This is a genomic window from Nocardiopsis valliformis DSM 45023 (assembly GCF_000340985.1).
GTDB lineage: Bacteria > Actinomycetota > Actinomycetes > Streptosporangiales > Streptosporangiaceae > Nocardiopsis > Nocardiopsis exhalans.
This window is the reverse complement of sequence record NZ_ANAZ01000030.1, coordinates 63,580-83,495: the sequence shown is the minus strand read 5'-3', so window position 1 is coordinate 83,495 and position 19,916 is coordinate 63,580. Positions and strand designations below refer to the sequence as shown.

Genomic DNA, 19,916 nt, shown 5'->3' with positions numbered 1-19,916 from the left:
GGGGCCTGCGGCCCAGGGCGGTTGACAGGCACCCTTCCGGTGCTCCACTCTCACAGCTATGAGAACCCCCTTGTCGAGCCGCCCGACCGTTCGCCGGTCCTCCCGGGCAGCTGACAGGGCGCGTCGCGGAACGCCGGGCATCATCCTGCGCCGCGGTCGCCTGGGTTCCCCTCCGCACTGTTGATCCGCCGCTGCCGTTCCGAGGCCCGCGGTGTCCGGTGCGTCGACTCCCTTCCCCAGGGGTAGGCGCTGACCGGCGGTTTCCACGCCCGAGCCCGGCTCCGGCGCGACCGCCGGCGAATCAGTCCACGCTGCCCCGCGTTCCCGCGGCCGGTCTCCGGACCGAGCCGTACCGGCCTGGTTTCCCTGAACCCGTGACACCCTCCTGCGCCTCGGCGGCCCCTTCCGCCCTTGTCACCGATCAGAGAGACAGAGAACATGAGCCCGAGCCTGACCCGGAGAACCGACACCGAGACCGTCGAGGCCACCCGGCCCGCCGAGCCCGCCCTTCGGGGGAGCACCGCCGTGGATACCGCCCTGGTCGAGGGGCCGCGCACGCTGTGCCGACTCCCCGAGGGAGAGCTGCCCCGCCCCTACGAACTGTTCGAGGTCCGGCCGCTCGGTGCCCTCATCGGCGCGGAGATCCACGGCATCGACCTGCGGGAGGAGATCAGCGAGGAGCTGCGCGCCGAACTCAACCGCGCGCTGCTGGAGTTCAAGGTGGTCTTCTTCCGGGACCAGCCCATCGACTCCGCCCGCCAGCAGGAGATCGCCCGGCTGTGGGGTGAGTTGGAGACCAACCCGTTCATCGAGCAGGGCGACGACGTCCACATCGCCCGGTTCGCCAAGAGTGAGGCCCCGCCCAGCTACGAGAACGTCTGGCACACCGACGTCACCTGGCGGGAGGCGCCCGCTCTCGGCGCCATCCTGCGCCTGGTCGAGGTCCCGCCGGTGGGCGGCGACACCCTGTGGGCGGACATGGCCGCCGCCTACGACAACCTGCCCGATGAGGTCAAGGAGCGCATCGAGGGGCGCACCGCGGTGCACGACGTGATCCCCGGGTTCTCCCGTTTCCTGGACGAGGACCGGCTGCTGGAGTGGCAGGACAGGTTCCCGCCGGTCGAGCACCCCGTCGTGCGCACCCACCCCGAGACCGGCCGCAGGACGCTGTTCGTCAACGTCTCCTTCACCACCCGGATCGTCGGCATGGACGAGGCGGAGAGCGACGAGCTGCTGCGCTTCCTCTTCCAGCAGGCGCACACCCCCGAGTTCCAGGTGCGCTTCCGGTGGGAGCGCAACTCGGTCGCGTTCTGGGACAACCGCGCCACCCAGCACTACGCGGTGAACGACTACCACCCGCACCCCCGTGTGGCCGAGCGCGTCGCCATCGTCGGTGACCGGCCCTTCTGACCCCGCCCCCGGCCCGGTCGGGCCCCGAGCCGCCGTCCCGGTCCCTGGGAACCGGGACGGCAGCCGATATTGACCTCAAGTCGGGTTGAGGTCTTAGCGTTGGGCTCCGTCAGGTTCCCCTCACGGAAGGCCCCGCCATGATGCGCACCACCGTCAACCCCTGGACCTACCCCGAGGGTATGGACCAGGGCGTCCTCATCGAGGGGCACCAGCGCCTGCTCTTCGTCAGCGGACAGTGCTCGGTCTCTGCCACGGGTGAGTCGCTGCACCCCGGTGACCTGCGGGCCCAGACCTCGGTCGCCCTGGACAACGTCGAGGCGGTCCTGCGCGAGGCGGGCATGGGGCTGGGGAACATCGTCCGCATGAACACCTACGTCACCGACGTCGAGGCCTTCTTCGCGCAGGCGGGGGAGATGATGGCCGAGCGCCTGGCCGCCTTCGACGTACGACCGCCCGGGGTCTGCGCCCAGATCAGCCGTCTGGGCCGCCCCGAGCTGCTCGTGGAGCTGGAGGCGTTCGCCGCCGACTGACCGGCCCGGTCCGGACCGCCGTCTCGGGTCCCCGAAGTGCTCCGGGGCCCGAGACGGCCCCGTCCCGTCCCTCAGCTCTGTCCGTCCGCTGCGACCCGGACCGGACGGAGGGTCACAGTGACGGTGAGAGCGGCCACGGCCACCACCGTCACCAGGCCGTACACCGTGAGGTACCCCCCGAGCGCCGCCGTGGTCAGAACCGCCCCGGCCACGGCTAGCAGAGCGGAGGACCCCAGGGACTCCGCCACCTGTAGGGCCGAACTGTTGGCGCCCTGCCGTTCCTTGGCGGACAGCGTCAGGACCGTCGAGCTGAGCTGCGGGTACGCGATGCCCATACCGACCCCCATCAGGACACAGGAGAGGGCGGCCGCGGGGGCGGGCAGCAGCCCGCCGACCACCAGAGCTGCCCCGACCGGCCCGCACGAGACGAGGGCGGCGGCTCTCCAGAGCAGGTCCGGCCGGTGCGGGTCGGCGGTCGAACGCCCCTGGAGCCAGGCACCGCACGCCCAGCCCAGCGCCCCGACCGCGACCACGAGGCCGGAGGCGGCGGGCGTGTAGCCCAGTTCGTACTGGAGGTAGGCGGGCAGGTAGACGTCGGTGGCGGCCACCGAGCCGCCCAGCAGCGCTCGCAGGAGCACCAGCCGGGGGATGCCCGCGCGTGCGCGCAGGGTGCCGACGGGGAGCAGCCGCACGGCGGTGACCGCCAACACGGCCACGCTGACCGCCGTGCCCACCGCGAGCAGCGGCGCCGTCTGCTGTCCGGAGACGTGCAGCCCCAGCAGTGCGACGGCAGCGGCACCCGCCCAGAACACCCGCCGGTCCAGCACCGGCCCCTGCCCGTGGCCCGACCTCACATGGCGTACCACCCCCACCAGGAACAACAGCGACACCACTGACCCTGCCAACACGAGAGCGAACACCACGCGCCAGTGCACCAGCTGCACCAGGAGCCCGGAGACCAGCGGCCCGACCACCGACGGCAGCAGCCACGCGGCGGTCAGCAGCGCGAACATGCGAGGGCGGGCGTCCTCGTGCACGAACCGCGCGATGACCACGTACAGGACTACGGAGTCGATGCCGCCGCCGACGCCCTGGAGCAGTCGGCCGAGTACGAACACCTCCATGGTGGGCGCGACCACGCACAGCGCGATCCCGAGCAGGAACGCAGCCGCGCCGAACAGCAGGGGCCGCAACGGTCCGCGCCGGTCCGCCCACGCGCCGCCGAGGGTCATCCCGACCAGCCCGGTCGTCACCGTCGCGGCGAAGGCCAGCGAGTACCAGCTCTGCGCGTCCAGGTCCCTGGCCACCACCGGCAGGGCCGTGGTGACGGCGAAGGACTCGAAGGCGATGAAGGTCATCAGCCCGAGCGCCCCGATCACCAACGGCCGCGACCCCCGGGCCCAGAGCCGGACGGCCGGGGTGGGGGACCCCAGCTCGGCGGTCATGGCGTCCCGTCGCTGTCCGTGCGCTCCCCGGACCCGACCACTAGGGCGATCTTGCCCCTGCCGTGGCCGGTCTCCACGTCCAGATGGGCCTTCCACACCTCGTTCAGCGGGAAGGTCTCGCGGATCGTGATGGTGAGCCGCCCCTTCGCGCACAGGTCGAGCAGCTCGCGGAGCCGGGCCGCCGACCGGTCGCTGCTGATCCACTGGCAGCCCAGTTCCTTGACCAGGGCGATGTCGACGATCGTCCCGATCCGGCTCCGGTCCTCGACCAGTTCGACCGCGGTCCGCAGGTTGTCGTGCCCGGCCGCGTCCAAGGCCGCGTCCACCCCCTGGGGCGCCGCGGCTCGGATCCGCTGGAGCTGCCCCTCGCCGTACTCGACCGGCACCGCACCCAGGGAGCGCACGTACGCGTGGTTGGCCGGGCTCGCCGTGCCCACCACCCTGGCTCCGCGCGCCGCGGCCAGTTGCACGGCCACCGTGCCGACCCCGCCGGCCGCGCCGTGCACCAGCAGGGTTTCGCCCTCGCCCACGCGCAGTCGTTCAAGAGCGGTGTGCGCGGTCTGCCCGGAGGCCGACAGGGCGCCCGCGGTCAGCCACGACACCTCCGCGGGTTTGGGGACGACCTGTTCGGCGGGCACGTTCACGTACTCGGCGTAGCAGCCGAGGACCCGGTAACCGGCGACCCCGTCGCCCACGGAGAACCCGGTCACCCCGGCACCGACCTCGGCCACGGTCCCGGCGAACTCGTTGCCGAGGACCTGCGGGAACTCGATGGTCGCACCCGGTGGGGTCCAGCCGCCCCGGATCGCCGCGTCCGTCAGTTGGACGCCCGCCGTCCGAACCCGGACCAGGACCTCTCCCGGCGCGGCCACAGGGCGCGGCAAGTCCCGCACTGTCAGGTTCTCGGCCGGCCCGAACGCGTCGATCGCGGCGGCCCGCATCGTGGCCCCGGGAGTAGTGCCTGCCGTCATGCCCTCCGTTCTGCTGCTCATCGGCGGGCTCCCGTTCCGCTCAGGAACTCCACCAGCTCGTCGACACTCCGTGCCCCGCTCAACGCCTGCCCCGCGTGCACGTAGGCGGGGATGGAGCCGACCCCCTGTGCCACGGCCTCCCGGTGGTCGTCCTCGACCTCGGCGGCGAAGTCGTCGGAGCCCAGCAGGGCGTCCACGTCCCCTCCGGTGAGCCCGAGCCCCTTCCCGACCCGGCGCAGCGTTTCCGGGTCCGTCAGGTCCTCGCGCCGTTCCAGGTGCGCTGTGTAGAGCTGGTCCCACACCTGCTCGGGGTCGAACCCCCGGGACACAGCGAGTTTGATCAGTCGGTGGGCGGGTCGCGAGTCGACGTTCAGCACCTCGTTCATCTCGATCCCGAGGCCTTTGCGGCGGCTCGCCTCCGCCACCCGGCTCCTGGTGGCCTCCCACTGGGCCTCGCTCATGCCCCACGAGTTCAGCGCGGCGCCGCGCACGGTCCGGTCCAGGGAATCCGGGCCCGCGGGCTCCAGCAGGAAGCTCCGGCGCACCACGGTCACCTCCCGGCCCGCCGTCCCCAGCCGCTCCAGCGCGGCCCTCAGCCGCCGGTGGCCCATCCAGCACCAGGGGCACCTGATGTCGGCCCACACCGTGATCCTGTCCATTGAACTCTCCGAACTCTCGCCTGTCATGTCCGTCGCGTAGAGTCCACTTCGTCAAGTGAACTTGATGTCAAGTCGGCTGGTGGAGGAGAGCCTGATGCCGCAGTTGGACCCGGACATCCTCTGGCTGAAACCGGGGCAGGTGGCCCACAGGGCCGGGGTGGCGGTATCGGCCCTGCACTACTACGAGAGCCTCGGGCTGATCAGGAGCCGCCGCACGGCGGGCAACCGGCGCGAGTACCGTCGGGACACGCTCCGGATCATCGCGTTCATCCGCACGGCCCAACGCCTGGGCCTGTCCCTGGACCGGATCAAGGACGCCATCGACCAGCTGCCCGAGGAGGGTCTGCCGACCAAACGCGACTGGGCCCGCATCTCCCGCCAGTGGTACGACGAACTGACCGAACGTATCCAGGAGCTGACCGCGCTGCGGGATCGCTTCTCCAACTGCATCGGCTGCGGATGCCTGTCCCTGGTCTCGTGCCCCTACTCCAACCCGGAGGACATCCTGGGCCGGGACGGCAGCGGAGCCCAACGCTTCCCCTGAGGGCCGTCCCCGGGTTGCCTCGGCGGGGCCCTGCCCACTGCGGGAAGCCCGGCGGAAAAGGCGTTGTGGCGTCACCCGGCTCTCGGACACACTGGCTCGGACGTCGGGCGCGAACGTCCGTGACACCGTCCGCAGAGGACATCACGAACAGGGAGAGCAATGTCCACCCTCCGGGTCACCGCCGAGCGGCTCACGATCCTTCCGCACCCCAACGCCGACGCGCTCGAACTCGCGCAGGTGGGGCTGTTCCGCGCGGTCGTCGCCAAGGGCGCGTACCGCACGGGCGACTGGGCCGTCTACATCCCGGAGAACGCCGTGCTCCCGGACGACCTGATCGAGGAGATCGGACTCACCGGCAAGCTCGCGGGCGCCAAGAAGAACCGGGTGAAGCCGCTCCGGCTCCGCGGTGAGGTGTCCCAGGGCGTCGTCTGTCGACCGGCCGGGCTCGGCGACCGCGACCTCGCGGCCGAGCACGAAGCCGGGACCGACTTCGCGGGCGAACTCGGCGTCACCAAGTGGGTCCCTGAGGTCCCGCTGCACATGAGCGGTGCGATGGAGCCCGCCCCCGACCTGCTCAGGTGGGTCGAGATCGAGAACATCAAGCGCTATCCGGGCGTGTTCGAGCCGGGGGAGCCGGTCGTGGCCACCGAGAAGATCCACGGCACGGCCTGCCTGTTCACGCTGGTCGCCGAGACCGGCGAGGAGTTCGTCTCCTCCAAGGGCCAGGGCGCCAAGGGGCTGGGGCTGGTGCGCTCCGAGGACAACCTGTACTGGAGGGCGGTCACCGCGCACGGGGTCGCCAAGGCCGCGCGGGCCGTCGCGGAGCGCTTCGGTGCGTCCCGGGTGGGTGTGTTCGGTGAGGTGTTCGGCGCCGGGGTCCAGGACCTGAAGTACGGCGAGACCGGCCGCAGTGACCGACCCGGTTACGCGGTGTTCGACATCCGGATCGAGGCGGGTGGTGAGAGCCGGTGGATCGATGCCGCCGAACTGCCCGCCCTGCTTGCGGAGGTGGACCTGCCCGCGGTTCCGGTGCTCTACGACGGCCCCTATGACGAGGCCGCGCTGTTCGCCGCGGCGGAGGGCAAGGAGACCTGGAGCGGGGCCGCCCTGCATCTGCGGGAGGGCGTGGTCGTCCGACCCGCACAGGAACGCTTCTCCGAGGTCCTGGGCGGTCGCACGATCACCAAGTTCGTCTCCGACGCCTACCTGACCCGTAAGGGCGGCACGGAGTTCGAATAGGCGTCGTGCATGAGTGCGGTGACCAGGTGCTGTGAGTGACTGTCGACGCCGGGGCGGCCGTGAGCGGGGGATCCGCTCACGGCCGCCCCGGCGAACTCATCTGGCAGGGGCCGCCTCACGTTCCTCGGTGACCAGGAAGGGATCGAGTACCCCGGGGGCGGCCTTACTCGCGAACAGCGTGCATCCGGTAGCGGCGATGTCGGGGGCCTCGTACCCTCCAGCCCCGGCCGCCGTCATCGTCGCCACGCTCCGCAGCCCCAGCAACCGCTGGGGCACCGACTCGCGGATGACGACGGTGCTCACCGCGGAGCGTCGCAGCGCCGTCGTCGCCCGGAAGAACAGCCCGGACCGCAGAACCACGTACTCGTCGGCGATCCCGTGGCCCAGGGCCCGGTAGGCGATGACCGCGCCCAGGAGGGCGAGCGGCCCGAGTACGGCGGCGGTGATCCACACGGCGGCCAACGGAAGGAGGTTGGTGGCGGCCAGTGCCCCCACAGCGCCGGTGAACAGTGCCGTTGTCACCGTGGCCCACCAGAGCCTGCGCCCGAGCGCGGCACGGGGGTGGCGCCGCAGGGGCGTGTCCATGGGATTGGCGGGGGTCCCCAGCACGGCCGCGGCGATCGGACGGGCCACCCGCACCGGCCCCCGGGGAAGTACGGCGGTGGGTGAGGACATCGACCACTCGTCCAGACCGGTCGTGACCACCGTGGTGTCGGCGATCCCCAGCCAGCGCCACAGCACCGGCTCGGAGATCTGGACGCCGCGGATCCGCTCGTCGTCCCGGTTGACCTCCCGGGTCCGGAACAGTCCGTGGCGGGTGCGCAGCAGGGTGCCCTTCGCACCGGGAACGCGGGCCAGCTCGAAGTTCCAGTACTCCGTCAGGAAGGCGACCGCGAGTCCGAGCGAGCCGACCACCCCCAGCACGAGTACCCCTGCCAGGACGGCCCACGCCCAGTGGAGCCCCCAGGTGTCGAGGAACCCCACGACCCATGAGGTGGGGTCCAGGCCGACTGCCGGAGCCAGCATGAAGGCGCCCCAACACAGGCCTGCCGCCAGGACAAAGGCCCAGGCGTTGAACATGTTGTACACGAACCAACCGGGGCGGAAACCGGCTAGCACCCGCGTTTGACCGACGTTCTCGTCTTCGTTCTCGTCCGGGGCCGGGCCCGGATCGAGCTCCGTGCCCTCCGGTGCGCGCTGGCGGATCGGTGCGGGTGAACTGAGGGCCAGGAGCTGGCGCAGCTCCTCGGCCTCCGTCTTGGACACCGCGTCCAGCTCGAACGCGGACTCACCGGCAGCCGCCTGCTGGCCCGCGCCGATGGTCAGCACACGCAGTCCCACGATCCGGTGCCAGAACTTGGCGTCCAGGTCCACGCTGCGGATCCGGTCCCTGCGCACCGAACGGTGGTTGCGCACCAGCACGCCGGTCCGTAGCTCCACGTACTCCCCGCTCACGCGGTAGCGGGTGAATATCCAGCGCAGCGCGTCCGCAGCCGCCCCGACAACCCCGATTACGGCGATGATCACCCACGGCATGGGGTTCCCGGTCTGGAAGTCCGTGCCGAAGACCCAGGTCGCGATGGCCAGCGGGGCCAGGGACAGCAGGCTCCACACTCCGTCGGCCCAGAGCATCCGGTTGCTCAGCCGCGACCAGGGGACCTCAGCCGCTTGCTCGTGTTCCCCACCCACGGAGCTCATGTGGCGTCACCGGGGGTCCGCTGGGTGACGGCGCGCAGGTTCTCCGCGGTCTCGGCCGCCACCTCGTGGTCGAGCCCGACGATGTCGATCGCGCCCTGTGAGGAGGCCGTGGTCACCCGGAGTGTGGCCAGCCCCATGACCTGCTCGAACGGGCCGCGTACCGCGTCCACGGTCTGGATGCGCGAGATTGGTGCCACCCGCCACTCCCGGACCCACCAGCCGCTGAGGCCGTAGACCGCTTCGTCGGTGACCTCCCAGCGGTGGACGGCGTACCGCCACCAGGGCTCCACGACGGTGCCCACCAGCAGGAGTACCGCCGCGACGGCCGCCGCCACGAGTGTCCACGGGCGGGCCGCCTCCCAGAACACGTGGGTGGCGATCGCGACCGTGATGATCGGCCCGAAGAGGGCCATGGACTGGAGCGCCCACCACCGGACGGCTCGGCGTTCGACGCGATGGCGCGGTGGCCGCAACCGGGTCACCGGATCGGCGGTGGGTGGTCCCGGGGTCTGTGCCCCGGTGCGCGGAGTTTCGGATCCGGAGTTCACAGGGGCGGTGCTCGGTATCGGTGGGTCTTTCGGGGCGGTGGTCATCGGTTCTCCCGGCGGATCGCGTGGTGGACGAAGTCGAGGAGGGTGCCCATCTGGTCGGTGAGGTCGAGGCTCTCGTCCATGACCCATGCGCTGATCAGTGCCTCGGTGCTGCGCAGGATGATGACGGCGGTGGAACGGGGGTCGAACTCCCGGAACTCCCCGTCCCGCTGCCCGCGCTGGAGGAGCTGCGCGAACTCGTCGACCTCCTCGTCCAGCTGGCCGGTGAACGGGTTCGAACCGTCGGGGGAACGGTGGTTCGTGATGATGCTGATCATGGCGAGGAACCCGGTCCGGTGTGCTGCGTAGTACTCCACCTGACCGCTGATCCACGCGCTGACCTGCCCGGTCGCGGTTGGTTCGGCCTCCACCCGGGCGAGCATGAACTCCGTGGACGCGTCGATGAACTGTTGCGCGACCAGGACCATGAGCTCGTCCTTGCCCGCGAAGTGGTAGGAGATCACGCTCTTGCTGATCCCCGCCTGCTCGGCGATCCGGGACAGCGAGGCGTTCGCGTAGCCGACCTGGGCCACTGTCTCGGCGGCGGCCCTGATCACCTGTTCGCGCCGTGCCTGCTCGATGAACGAGGCACGTTTCCGGCCGGTTGGGATTTTTCCAGTCTGCATGGTCCTATTTTAGTCCGATCGGTCTGAAAAAAGGCAAGGGCTGATCGAGGACAGTCGTCGAGAAGCACAGCGGGTCGGCCCCCGGCAGCCGGGCCTAGCTGCCTGACCTCAGGAAACGGAGCCGCGGTCCTCTTCTCGCCCAGCGGACTCACACGGCTCGTCAGGGGTGCTGGCGTCCGCCATGGGAGAGTCGTCGGGGTGGCGGCGCGACAGCAGGTAGCCCAGGCCGAGCACGATGCCCGTACCGATCGCCGTGTACCAGGTAAACCCGATCAGCCCCGGCTGGAAGAGGAACAGCCACGACATCGTCGCCACCGCCGCGCAGAAGGCGATGGCCGCGTCCAGCTGGCGGGCCCGGCGCACCCACAGCCCCAGGAAGAACGCGCCGAGCAGACCGCCGTAGGTCAGGCTGGCCACGGACAGGCCCAGTTCGAGGACGGGGTTGTCGGTGCCGGTGAACATCGCGGCCGCCGCGATGAACACCAGCCCCCAGCCGAGGGTGAACAGCCGGCTCATCCGCAGCGCCTGCGTGTCGGAGAGCGCGCGGTGGGAGAACTGTTCGTATAGGTCGGTCATGGTCGAGGAGGACAGTGCGGACAGCGACGAGGACAGGGTGCTCATCGCCGCAGCGATCACCCCGGCGAGCAGGAGACCTGCCAGGCCCGGGGGCATCGCCTCCACCACGAACACCGGGAAGAGCTCGTCAGAGCCGGCCAGGCCGAGCTGCTCGACGGTGGCCGCCTGGAAGTACGAGTACAGTGCCAGGCCCACGGTCAGGAACAGCGCGAACTGGGCGAACACCACCACCCCGCTGACGATCACCGCCTTCTGAGCGTCCCGCAGACTCCGGCAGCTCAACAGCCGCTGCACGATGATCTGGTCGGCGCCGTGCGAGGCCGTGGACAGCAGGGCACCGCCCAGGACCGCCGTGACCGTGGCGTACGGAGCGGAGACGGGGTTCGAGGTGAAGTCCAGGAACTGCGTCTTCCCGGCGTCCGCGGCCACGGCCAGGAAGTTCACGTCCAGGCTGGCGGTGATGACGGCCAGGGCCACCACACCGCCCACGCAGTACAGGCCCATTTGCACGACATCGACCCAGACCACGGCCCGGATCCCGCCGACCAGGGTGTAGAGGATCGTGACCACACCCATGACCGCGACGATGGCGAAGTAGGAGACCCCCGCACCGAGCGAGTCGAGGATGATCTTCATCGGGATGGCCGCCGCGAACAGTCGCACCCCGTCGGCCAGTACACGAGTGAACAGGAACGTGACCGAGGCCGTGCTCTGCATGCCCCGACCGAACCGCAGCCCCAGGTAGGTGTAGGCGGTGGTCATCTCGCCCCGGTAGTAGCGGGGCAGCAGCAGGAAGGCCACGACGATCCGCCCGATCAGATAGCCGATCGCCACCTGGAGGAACGTGACGTTGCCCAGGTAGGCCACCCCGGGCACACTGATCACGGTCAGGGCGCTGGTCTCGGTGGCCACCGCCGAAAGGCACACCGCCCACCAGGGCAGTCGCCGACCGCCGATGAAGTAGTCCTTGACATCGCGTTGGCGTCCGGACAGCCGCAACCCCAGCCAGGCCGAGGCGAGCAGGTACACGGCGATGACAACGAGATCGATGGTCTGCACGGTGCTGCTCCCGGGGGGTCATCGGGTCGGTGACCCGGAGTCGGGGGTACTGACGTACAGGCGGCGGGGCGCTGCCGAGGCTGGTGGGGGCATGCGCAGTGGTCCGGTGCTCGGGGTCAGCCGTCCGGCCACCGGGGCTCTTCGGGCGCCGGTGCAGTCGGGGACGGATCCGGCCAGCCCGTGCCAGCTCAGGAAACCGATCAGCGCGAACAGATACGCCTCCTTCGCGTCTCCGTCCAGGCCGAGCTGTTCGGTGGAGTCGAGCCGGGCGGGGGAGAGGTGGGCGGCCAACCGCTCCATGAGCACGGGGTTTCGGGTGCCGCCACCGGAGGCGAGCACCTCCCGGACTCCGAAGGGGCGCAGGGCGTCGGCGACAGTGACGGCGGTGAGCTCCACCAGAGTGGCGAGCAGGTCCGCGTCCGAGGGACGCCCGACCAGCGTGAGGGCGGCGTCGAGGTGGTCTGGGCCGAACAGTTCCAGTCCGGTGGTCTTGGGTGCGGGCAGCCGGTAGTACGGCTCGGCGAGCAGGTGGTCCAGGAGCGCCGGGTCGGGGCGGCCGGTCCGGGCCAGGGCCCCGCCGGAGTCGAAGTCGGCCCGTCCGCCGGTGACCAGGCGCATGGCAGCGTCGATGAGGGCGTTGGCGGGGCCGGTGTCGAAGGCGCGCGGCGGTTGCCCGTCGCGCACCACGGTCACGTTGGCGATACCGCCGAGGTTCAGAGCGGCGGTCGGCTCGGTGCGGCCGCCGAGCAGGAGCAGGTCCAGGGTGCTCGCCAGCGGGGCGCCCTGACCTCCGGCGGCCACGTCGGCCACCCTCAGGTCCGAGACCACGGGAAGGCCGGTGGCCTCGGCGATCCAGGCGGGCTGGCCGAGCTGAAGGGTGCCGTGCACGGTGGTGCCGTCGGCCCAGTGGAAGAGGGTCTGGCCGTGTGAGGCGACCAGGTCGGCCCGTCCGTCGGCGAACTCGGCTATACCGCTCCGTGCCGCCGCCGCGAACTCCTGGCCGATCCGGGTGTCCAGCTGACAGACGGCCTCCATCGTGGTGGCGGCAGGAGGAAGGGCGTCGCGGATCGCCTCACGGAGGGGGCCCGAGTAGGGCGTGGTGGCGAACCCCAGCGGGATCAGCCGGAGGCATTCACCGCCCTGCTCGAACTCGAACCGGGCGGCGGCGACGTCGATCCCGTCGGCAGAGGTCCCGGAGGACACTCCGATGACGATCATGGGGCTCCTGGGTCAGGGGCGGGGCGGGCGGGGCACCCGTCCATGGAAGGTACCCCGCCCGCTCCGCCCGGACACTCCCCGTGGGCCGGCGCCCTGCTGCGGGTAGCGATCACGCCGGCGCTCAGCGCCGTCGGCGCGGGGAGCGGCCCCCGTACCCGGCCAGATGCAGGGCGGCGAAGAGCAGCCCGGTGAGCATGAGGGTGGTGGTGGTCACGATGCCCTCGATGTTCAGGCCGAGGATCTCGAAGAGGACGGCGATGCCGAACAGGACGGCTGCGATGGTCGCAAACACGGTGCCTCCAGGGGGTTTGGGCGCACTCGTCGTGGGCTTGGGGTGTACCCGTGAGCGGCCCCGGTAACCGGGGCGGAGCTGTTGCGGGGCAGGAGCCGCATTCGTGGCCACGACCCTGGTTTGCATGTTCATACATTTAGGTGCATACTTTTTGCATGTCCAAGGTGCTCACTTCCCTGCCTGTCGGTGAACGTGTCGGAATCGCCTTCTCCGGAGGCCTCGACACGTCTGTAGCGGTCGCGTGGATGCGCGAGAAGGGTGCGGTCCCCTGCGCCTACACCGCCGACATCGGCCAGTACGACGAACCCGACATCGCCTCGGTGCCGGGCCGTGCCACCGACTACGGCGCGGAGATTGGCCGCCTGGTCGACTGCCGTGAGGCCCTGGTGGAGGAAGGGCTCGCCGCGCTGGCCTGCGGGGCCTTCCACATCCGCTCCGGCGGTCGCGTCTACTTCAACACCACCCCGATCGGCCGTGCCGTCACCGGCACCCTGCTGGTCCGGGCCATGCTGGAGGACGGCGTCCAGATCTGGGGCGACGGCTCCACCTACAAGGGCAACGACATCGAGCGGTTCTACCGCTACGGTCTGCTCGCCAACCCCTCCCTGCGTATCTACAAGCCGTGGCTCGACGCCGACTTCGTCACCGAGCTCGGCGGTCGCAAGGAGATGTCCGAGTGGCTGCAGGAGCGGGACCTGCCCTACCGCGACAGCACCGAGAAGGCCTACTCCACCGACGCCAACATCTGGGGCGCCACGCACGAGGCCAAGGCCCTCGAGCACCTCGACACCGGCATCGAGATCGTCGACCCGATCATGGGCGTGCGGTTCTGGGACCCCGAGGTCGAGGTCGCCGCCGAAGACGTGACGATCGGCTTCGAGAAGGGCCGCCCCGTCACCATCAACGGCAAGACGTTCGCCAACTCGGTTGAGCTGGTCCTGGAGGCCAACGCCATCGGCGGCCGCCACGGCATGGGCATGTCCGACCAGATCGAGAACCGGGTGATCGAGGCCAAGAGCCGCGGCATCTACGAGGCCCCCGGCATGGCGCTGCTGTTCGCTTCCTACGAGCGGCTGGTCAACGCCATCCACAACGAGGACACCCTCGCCACCTACCACAACGAGGGCCGCCGCCTCGGCCGCCTGATGTACGAGGGCCGCTGGTTGGAGCCCCAGGCACTCATGCAGCGCGAGGCCCTCCAGCGCTGGGTGGGCACCGCTGTCACCGGCGAGGTGACCCTGCGTCTGCGCCGCGGCGACGACTACTCGATCATGGACACCACCGGCGCGGCGTTCAGCTACCACCCGGACAAGCTGTCCATGGAGCGCACCGAGGACTCGGCGTTCGGTCCCAGCGACCGTATCGGCCAGCTGACCATGCGCAACCTGGACATCGCCGACTCCCGCGCCAAGCTGGAGGAGTACGCCGCTCTGGGCATGGTCGGCGAGAGCACGCACCCGACGTCGATCGGTGCCGCCCAAGCGGCCTCGACCGGTCTGATCGGCGCGATGCCCGAAGGCGGCGCCGAGACCATCGCTTCCCGCGGCCAGGGCTCCGAAGACGATCTGCTCGACTACGCGGCCATGGAGGCCGGTACCGACTAGTCCGGGCAGCCCAAGCACTGACGGCGACCGCCCTGCCCGTTTCCTCGGGCGGGGCGGTCGTCGCGTTGCATTGATCGCTCGGGTGGTGGGGGCCGGTCAGTCGGGTGCGACGGCCTCGACCGCGCCCCAGGAGAGCTGTTCCAGGTGCGGCTCGACCATCGTCGCCTCGGTCAACAGGGTGTCGGTGGCCGTGCTGCCCATCTGTGCGCGCAGCTCCCGCCGGTGCTCGCGCACGGACGCGTAGAGCAGACCCCAGGCGTGGCCCTCCCCGGGGAGTTCGTGACGTGCACCGGGCACGAGCCCGGCCGCGAGCAGCGGCTCCGCCCAGGCCGACCCGCCGTCTGCCCCCAGACCCCCGGTCGGCTCGGCCGCCGTGAACAGCAGACGGCCGCCGGGGCGCAGCACGCGCCGCACCTCGGTCAGCGCTGCGTGCGGGTCCGGGGCAAGGGCCAGAGCGTCGACGCTGATCACCGTGTCGGCCGAAGCCGTCGTGAGCCCGGTGGCCTCGAAGGTCCCGGTGCGGAAGCGGGCGCGCCCGGGAGGCAACCAGTCCGCAGAGCGCTCTCCCGCGATCCGGACCGCCGTCGGGGACCAGTCCACCCCCACCAGTCGCGTTCTGGTCGCACGGGCCAGCCACAGGCCCGGACCCCCCAGTCCGCAGCCGAGGTCAACCAGTGTGGAACCGGGCGCGGGGTGCAGGACCGCGACCATCAGGCCGAGCAGCCGCCACGGACAGCCGCTGGAGGGCGCCACCTCCGCGGGGTACTGATCGCCCCAGGCACCCGCCCACAGTTCCTGGAGGAGAGCGCTCTCATGCTGGGCTCGGAACTGGGCGTCGAAGGCTTGCGGGGTCATGATCTCCACGAGTGGTCTCCTCGGTCGGTTGCGAGCCTGCGGGGCGGGGTTCCGATTCTGCTGCTGGCCGTGGGTCGGGGACCAGCGACCTTGGTAGGGGCAGGGCCCTACCGAATACTCTGTCGCTCCCCTACGTAAGGAGCGCCCGCATGGCACGGCGTCCGATGGACATCGAGGCCTACACCGAGCGGACCCGCAACGGGCCGTGCTTCATCTGCGCGCTGGTGGCCGGTGAGCCGGGGTTCGCGCACGAGGTGCTGTTCGAGGACGACGACCACATCGCCTTCCTCGACCGCTATCCCACACTCGCCGGGCGCACCCTGGTGGCCCCGAAGGCCCATCTGGAGCACGTCGTCCGGGACCTGGACGAGGCGGCCTACTCCCGGACCATGCTGGTCGTCCGGGAGGTGGCGCTCGCGGTGGAGGACGTGTTCGAGCCCGAGCGCACCTACCTGCTCTCCCTCGGCAGCCAGCAGGGCAACTCCCATCTGCACTGGCACATCGCGGCGCTGCCGTCAGGAGTCCCGTACGAGGAACAGCAGTTCCACGCGCTGATGACGGAGAACGGCATCCTCGACACCGGCCCGGCCGAGTCCGCCGCCGCGGCCGAGCGCGTTCGCGAAGCCATCCGGACCCGGGGTCGTCTCCGGTGCGGGCGCGGCGGTTACCCGCCAGACACGCGGTGAGTTCCCGCTGAGCAGGCCCACCCCGGCGATGAGGACCGGACGGGTCGGGCATCGAACGCGGCAGTCATGATTTCTTCGGTGATTCGGTTGATGGTCATCCGCGGCTTCACCGGAGGCCTGTCCCCGCGGGGGAGGCTGCCAAGAGGTCGGCCTGGAGCCCGTATGCCGGTCCACGTTCCACCCGTGTGCTGCTCTGCGTGCTGAGTGGTGCACACCCCTGGTCGTACAGCGGAGCGAATCCAAGATTTGACTAACTCCAGAAAAGACGGCAGACTTCGGGGCATGCCAACCTCTTCGGATTTCGAGCAGATGCTGCGCGAGTCCGCTCTGAGGGTGACGAGCCCGCGGTTAGCTGTGCTCTCCGTCGTGCACGAGCACCCACACGCGGACACGGAGTCGATCATCGACCTCGTGCGCGGGGAACTCGGCACGGTGTCCGCCCAGGCCGTCTACGACGTACTCAAGGCACTGACCGGCGCCGGTCTGGTGAGACGCATCCAGCCGCAGGGTTCCGTGGCCCGCTACGAGACACGGGTGGGGGACAACCACCACCACGTCGTATGCAGGTCCTGCGGCGCCATAGCGGACGTCGACTGCGCCGTTGGCCACGCACCGTGCCTGACCGCGTCCGCTGACCACGGCTTCTCGATCGACGAGGCCGAGGTCGTCTACTGGGGCCAATGCGCTGAGTGCTTCAGCTCGCCCAGCCCCTGAGCTACAAAGTCCGCCCTTTCCCTTCCCCGTAAGGAAGTCGATGTCTGACAACAACGAGGTCGTCGCACCCACCCCGCCGCAGACCGGCGGCTGCCCCGTCGCTCACGGTGACCAGATCTCCCACCCCACCCAGGGTGACGGCAACCGCGAGTGGTGGCCCAACCAGCTCAACCTGAAGATCCTCGCCAAGAACACCCCCGTGTCGAACCCGCTCGGTGAGGGCTTCGACTACGCGAAGGCCTTCGAGGCTCTCGACCTGGACGCCGTGAAGGCGGACATCGCCGCTCTCCTGACCGACTCCCAGGACTGGTGGCCGGCGGACTTCGGGCACTACGGCCCGCTCATGATCCGCATGGCCTGGCACAGCGCCGGTACCTACCGTTCGCACGACGGCCGCGGCGGCGGCAGCGCCGGTCAGCAGCGCTTCGCCCCGCTGAACAGCTGGCCCGACAACGGCAACCTGGACAAGGCCCGCCGTCTGCTGTGGCCGGTGAAGAAGAAGTACGGCCAGAACATCTCCTGGGCCGACCTGTTCATCCTCACTGGCAACGTCGCCCTCGAGTCCATGGGCTTCGAGACCTTCGGCTTCGGCGGTGGCCGTGAGGACGTGTGGGAGCCCGAGGCCGACGTCTACTGGGGCCCCGAGACCACCTGGCTCGACGACCAGCGCTACAGCGGCGACCGCGACCTCGAGAAGCCGCTGGCCGCTGTCCAGATGGGCCTCATCTACGTCAACCCCGAGGGCCCCAACGGCAACCCGGACCCGCTGGCCGCCGCTCGCGACATCCGTGAGACCTTCGGCCGCATGGGCATGAACGACGAGGAGACCGTCGCCCTCATCGCCGGCGGCCACACCTTCGGCAAGACCCACGGCGCCGCCCCGGACAGCAACGTCGAGGTCGAGCCCGAGCGCGCCGGCCTGGAGATGCAGGGCCTGGGCTGGAAGAACAACCACGGCACCGGCAAGGGTGGCGACACCATCACCTCCGGCCTGGAGGTCACCTGGACCACCACCCCGGCCGAGTGGAGCGCGGGCTTCTTCAAGAACCTCTTCGAGTTCGAGTACGAGCTCACCAAGAGCCCGGCCGGCGCCAACCAGTGGATCGCCAAGGACGCCGAGGAGATCATCCCCGACGCCCACATCGCCGGCAAGAAGCACAAGCCGACCATGCTCACCACCGACCTGTCGCTGCGCGTCGACCCGGTCTACGAGCAGATCTCGCGTCGCTTCTACGAGGACCACCAGGCCTTCAAGGACGCCTTCGCCCGCGCCTGGTTCAAGCTGACCCACCGCGACATGGGCCCCAAGCGCCGCTACCTGGGCTCCGAGGTCCCCGCCGAGGACCTCATCTGGCAGGACCCGCTCCCCGCCCAGCAGGGCGAGGTCATCGGGGACGCGGAGATCACCGCCCTCAAGGCGAAGATCGCCGAGTCCGGCCTGTCTGTCGCCCAGCTGGTCTCCACCGCCTGGGCCTCCGCCTCCACCTACCGCGACAGCGACAAGCGCGGCGGCGCCAACGGTGCCCGCATCCGCCTCGAGCCGCAGATCGACTGGGAGGTCAACAACCCGACCGAGCTGCGCGGCGTCATCGCCAAGCTCGAGGGCATCGTGGAGGAGTTCAACGCCTCCTCGGCCAAGAAGGTCTCCCTCGCCGACCTGATCGTCCTCGCCGGTGGCGTGGGCGTCGAGCAGGCCGCCAAGGCCGCGGGCCAGGACGTCTCCGTCCCGTTCACCCCGGGCCGCGTGGACGCGACCGACGAGCACACCGACGTCGAATCGTTCTCCTACCTGGAGCCGGTCGCCGACGGTTTCCGCAACTACTACGGCAAGGGCAACCGCCTCCCCGCCGAGTACCTGCTGCTGGACCGCGCCAACCTGCTCGGCCTCAGCGCCCCGGAGACCACCGTCCTGGTGGGCGGCCTGCGTGTGCTGGGCGCCAACTTCGACAACTCCGAGCTGGGCGTGTTCACCGACAAGCCGGGCTCGCTGACGAACGACTTCTTCGTCAACCTGCTCGACCTGGGCACCAACTGGTACGCCACCGGTGAGAACTCCGAGACCTCGGAGACCTTCGTCGCCAAGGACGACTCCGGTGCGGTCAAGTGGACCGGCAGCCGCGTCGACCTGGTGTTCGGCTCCAACTCCGAGCTGCGCGCCGTGGCCGAGGTGTACGCCTCCGACGACGCGAAGGAGAAGTTCGTCCAGGACTTCGTCGCCGCGTGGAACAAGGTCATGAACGCCGACCGGTTCGACCTGGTCTAGTTCCGGCCAGGGTCTCTGACCCCGGGCTCCCGGAGCCCCCGGGAACGTGACCCTTGCCTGCGCCACCCGGACCGGCCCGACCTGCGAAGGTCGGGCCGGTTCCGTCATGTCCGGGGCGCTTCGGCTGTGCCCGCGGCGATGGTGTTCGGGCCGGTCATGCCCGTGGCTGTTTGGTTCGTGGCCTGGGTGGCCAGTCGACGCGCACCACCCGGTCCGGCCCGGTGAGCTGTCCGCGCATCCTCTCCGCGGTCGCCTCGGGTAGGTTGACCAGCACGGCGGTGCGGGCCAGGTCGAGCATGGGTGCGTCTGCGGGGCTGTCTCCGTAAGCGGAGACGATGTCGCCGCCCGCCCCGACCCCCGTATCGGATTCGGTGAGCATCTCGGCCTTCCGCGGGCCGTAGCAGTGGCGGTCCGCGACCAGCCCTCCCCAGCGCCGCCTGAGGGTGGAGGCCACCACGTGGATCCGGGGGTCGATCTCGCGGCACAGGGGAACGGCGATGAGTTCGGCGCAGCCGGTCACGACCGCCACGTCGTGCCCCGCCCGGAAGTGCTCGGCCAGTGCGGCCTCCCCGTCCGGCAACAGCCGCCCGCGGACGCCGAGTTTTCTCAAGTGGTCCCGGACGATCCGGTCCAGGCGGGTGCCGCTCACCCCGACGGTGCCCAGCCACAGCAGGACCGAGCCCGCGCCGACCCGCCACGAGCGGCGGGTGAATGCGGCACCGATCAGGGGCAGGAACAGCACGGCCGCCGCCAACCGCACCGGGTTGCGCAGCAACAGGTGCACCGTGAACCGTGCGAACGAGTCGTGGTCGATCAGGGTTTCGTCGAGGTCGAACAGCGCCCAGGTCACGTGTGCCTCTTCCTTAAGGGGGCGGACGGTTGGGACCTCGAACTCGGTTGTGGGCTCCAGGCCGTCGTCCAGGAGCAGGAGAGCGTT

At 70.3% G+C, this 19,916-nt stretch carries 19 protein-coding genes; 8 read left to right on the top strand and 11 right to left on the bottom strand.

All coding sequences use genetic code 11. The annotated features are described in order from the left end of the window. Window positions 1-438 precede the first annotated feature (438 nt). Together D457_RS0124665 and D457_RS0124660 are read left to right on the top strand one after the other, a co-directional pair. Window positions 439-1,410 (top strand): TauD/TfdA dioxygenase family protein, encoded by a 972-nt coding sequence (locus D457_RS0124665; protein ID WP_017583352.1) that lies wholly within the window; start codon window positions 439-441, stop codon window positions 1,408-1,410. A gap of 137 nt (window positions 1,411-1,547) precedes the next feature. Further along, complete coding sequence (locus tag D457_RS0124660) at window positions 1,548-1,940, top strand: RidA family protein (protein WP_017583351.1); 393 nt, start codon at window positions 1,548-1,550, stop codon at window positions 1,938-1,940. A 71-nt stretch (window positions 1,941-2,011) separates the two neighbouring features. On the opposite strand, the gene D457_RS0124655 is transcribed toward D457_RS0124660, so the two are convergent. From D457_RS0124655 to D457_RS0124645, 3 genes are read right to left on the bottom strand one after another with little or no spacing between them, the layout of a single operon-like run. Then, on the bottom strand, window positions 2,012-3,385 hold the full coding sequence (locus D457_RS0124655; RefSeq protein WP_017583350.1) for an MFS transporter: 1,374 nt from the start codon (window positions 3,383-3,385) through the stop codon (window positions 2,012-2,014). Beyond that, window positions 3,382-4,326: an NADP-dependent oxidoreductase gene (locus D457_RS33315; RefSeq protein ID WP_017583349.1), complete on the bottom strand. Its 945-nt coding sequence runs from the start codon at window positions 4,324-4,326 to the stop codon at window positions 3,382-3,384. Before D457_RS33315 ends, D457_RS0124655 begins: the two co-directional genes overlap by 4 nt. Window positions 4,327-4,373: 47 nt before the next feature. After that, on the bottom strand, window positions 4,374-5,015 hold the full coding sequence (locus D457_RS0124645) for a DsbA family oxidoreductase (protein ID WP_017583348.1): 642 nt from the start codon (window positions 5,013-5,015) through the stop codon (window positions 4,374-4,376). A gap of 94 nt (window positions 5,016-5,109) precedes the next feature. Here D457_RS0124645 and soxR point away from each other — a divergent pair, with 94 nt between their 5' ends. Both soxR and D457_RS0124635 read left to right on the top strand, forming a co-directional pair. Continuing rightward, window positions 5,110-5,559 (top strand): redox-sensitive transcriptional activator SoxR, encoded by a 450-nt coding sequence (soxR, locus tag D457_RS0124640; protein ID WP_017583347.1) that lies wholly within the window; start codon window positions 5,110-5,112, stop codon window positions 5,557-5,559. A gap of 159 nt (window positions 5,560-5,718) precedes the next feature. Then, entirely contained in the window at window positions 5,719-6,798 is a 1,080-nt protein-coding gene (locus tag D457_RS0124635; RefSeq protein WP_017583346.1) for an RNA ligase (ATP), read from the top strand. Between the two features lie 96 nt (window positions 6,799-6,894). On the opposite strand, the gene D457_RS0124630 is transcribed toward D457_RS0124635, so the two are convergent. The 6 genes from D457_RS0124630 to D457_RS35430 form a co-directional block, all read right to left on the bottom strand. Continuing rightward, a complete protein-coding gene (locus D457_RS0124630; protein WP_017583345.1) occupies window positions 6,895-8,496 on the bottom strand; it encodes a PH domain-containing protein in 1,602 nt (533 codons plus the stop codon). Continuing rightward, window positions 8,493-8,978, bottom strand: a complete 486-nt coding sequence (locus D457_RS0124625; RefSeq protein WP_026116992.1) for a PH domain-containing protein — start codon at window positions 8,976-8,978, stop codon at window positions 8,493-8,495. The genes D457_RS0124630 and D457_RS0124625 overlap by 4 nt, the downstream gene beginning before the upstream one ends. A gap of 107 nt (window positions 8,979-9,085) precedes the next feature. Continuing rightward, window positions 9,086-9,712 carry a TetR/AcrR family transcriptional regulator gene (locus D457_RS0124620; RefSeq protein ID WP_026116991.1) on the bottom strand — a complete coding sequence of 209 codons (627 nt, stop codon included), beginning with the start codon at window positions 9,710-9,712 and terminating at the stop codon, window positions 9,086-9,088. A 108-nt stretch (window positions 9,713-9,820) separates the two neighbouring features. Then, window positions 9,821-11,347, bottom strand: a complete 1,527-nt coding sequence (locus D457_RS33310) for a sodium:solute symporter (RefSeq protein WP_017583342.1) — start codon at window positions 11,345-11,347, stop codon at window positions 9,821-9,823. Window positions 11,348-11,365: 18 nt separating this feature from the next. Continuing rightward, entirely contained in the window at window positions 11,366-12,565 is a 1,200-nt protein-coding gene (locus D457_RS0124610; protein WP_017583341.1) for an anhydro-N-acetylmuramic acid kinase, read from the bottom strand. 121 nt (window positions 12,566-12,686) lie between these two features. Next, complete coding sequence (locus D457_RS35430; protein WP_017583340.1) at window positions 12,687-12,857, bottom strand: hypothetical protein; 171 nt, start codon at window positions 12,855-12,857, stop codon at window positions 12,687-12,689. A gap of 155 nt (window positions 12,858-13,012) precedes the next feature. On the opposite strand from D457_RS35430, the gene argG reads away from it, so the two are divergent. Continuing rightward, window positions 13,013-14,461 (top strand): argininosuccinate synthase, encoded by a 1,449-nt coding sequence (gene argG / locus D457_RS0124600; protein ID WP_017583339.1) that lies wholly within the window; start codon window positions 13,013-13,015, stop codon window positions 14,459-14,461. A 96-nt stretch (window positions 14,462-14,557) separates the two neighbouring features. Here argG and D457_RS33305 read toward each other — a convergent pair whose 3' ends face one another. Continuing rightward, a complete protein-coding gene (locus tag D457_RS33305) occupies window positions 14,558-15,316 on the bottom strand; it encodes a class I SAM-dependent methyltransferase (protein ID WP_239646213.1) in 759 nt (252 codons plus the stop codon). Window positions 15,317-15,465: 149 nt separating this feature from the next. Between D457_RS33305 and D457_RS0124590 the strand changes: the two genes are divergently transcribed. The 3 genes from D457_RS0124590 (at window position 15,466) to katG (ending at window position 18,979) form a co-directional block, all read left to right on the top strand. Beyond that, the gene (locus D457_RS0124590) at window positions 15,466-16,002 is read left to right on the top strand and encodes an HIT family protein (protein WP_204367472.1); all 537 of its coding nucleotides are present in this window, start codon (window positions 15,466-15,468) and stop codon (window positions 16,000-16,002) included. A gap of 282 nt (window positions 16,003-16,284) precedes the next feature. After that, window positions 16,285-16,716, top strand: coding sequence for a Fur family transcriptional regulator (locus tag D457_RS0124585; protein ID WP_017583336.1), 432 nt, complete (start codon window positions 16,285-16,287; stop codon window positions 16,714-16,716). A 40-nt stretch (window positions 16,717-16,756) separates the two neighbouring features. Beyond that, on the top strand, window positions 16,757-18,979 hold the full coding sequence (katG, locus tag D457_RS0124580; protein WP_017583335.1) for a catalase/peroxidase HPI: 2,223 nt from the start codon (window positions 16,757-16,759) through the stop codon (window positions 18,977-18,979). Window positions 18,980-19,133: 154 nt separating this feature from the next. Here katG and D457_RS0124575 read toward each other — a convergent pair whose 3' ends face one another. Continuing rightward, window positions 19,134-19,829 carry a haloacid dehalogenase-like hydrolase gene (locus D457_RS0124575; protein ID WP_017583334.1) on the bottom strand — a complete coding sequence of 232 codons (696 nt, stop codon included), beginning with the start codon at window positions 19,827-19,829 and terminating at the stop codon, window positions 19,134-19,136. Window positions 19,830-19,916: the final 87 nt, after the last annotated feature.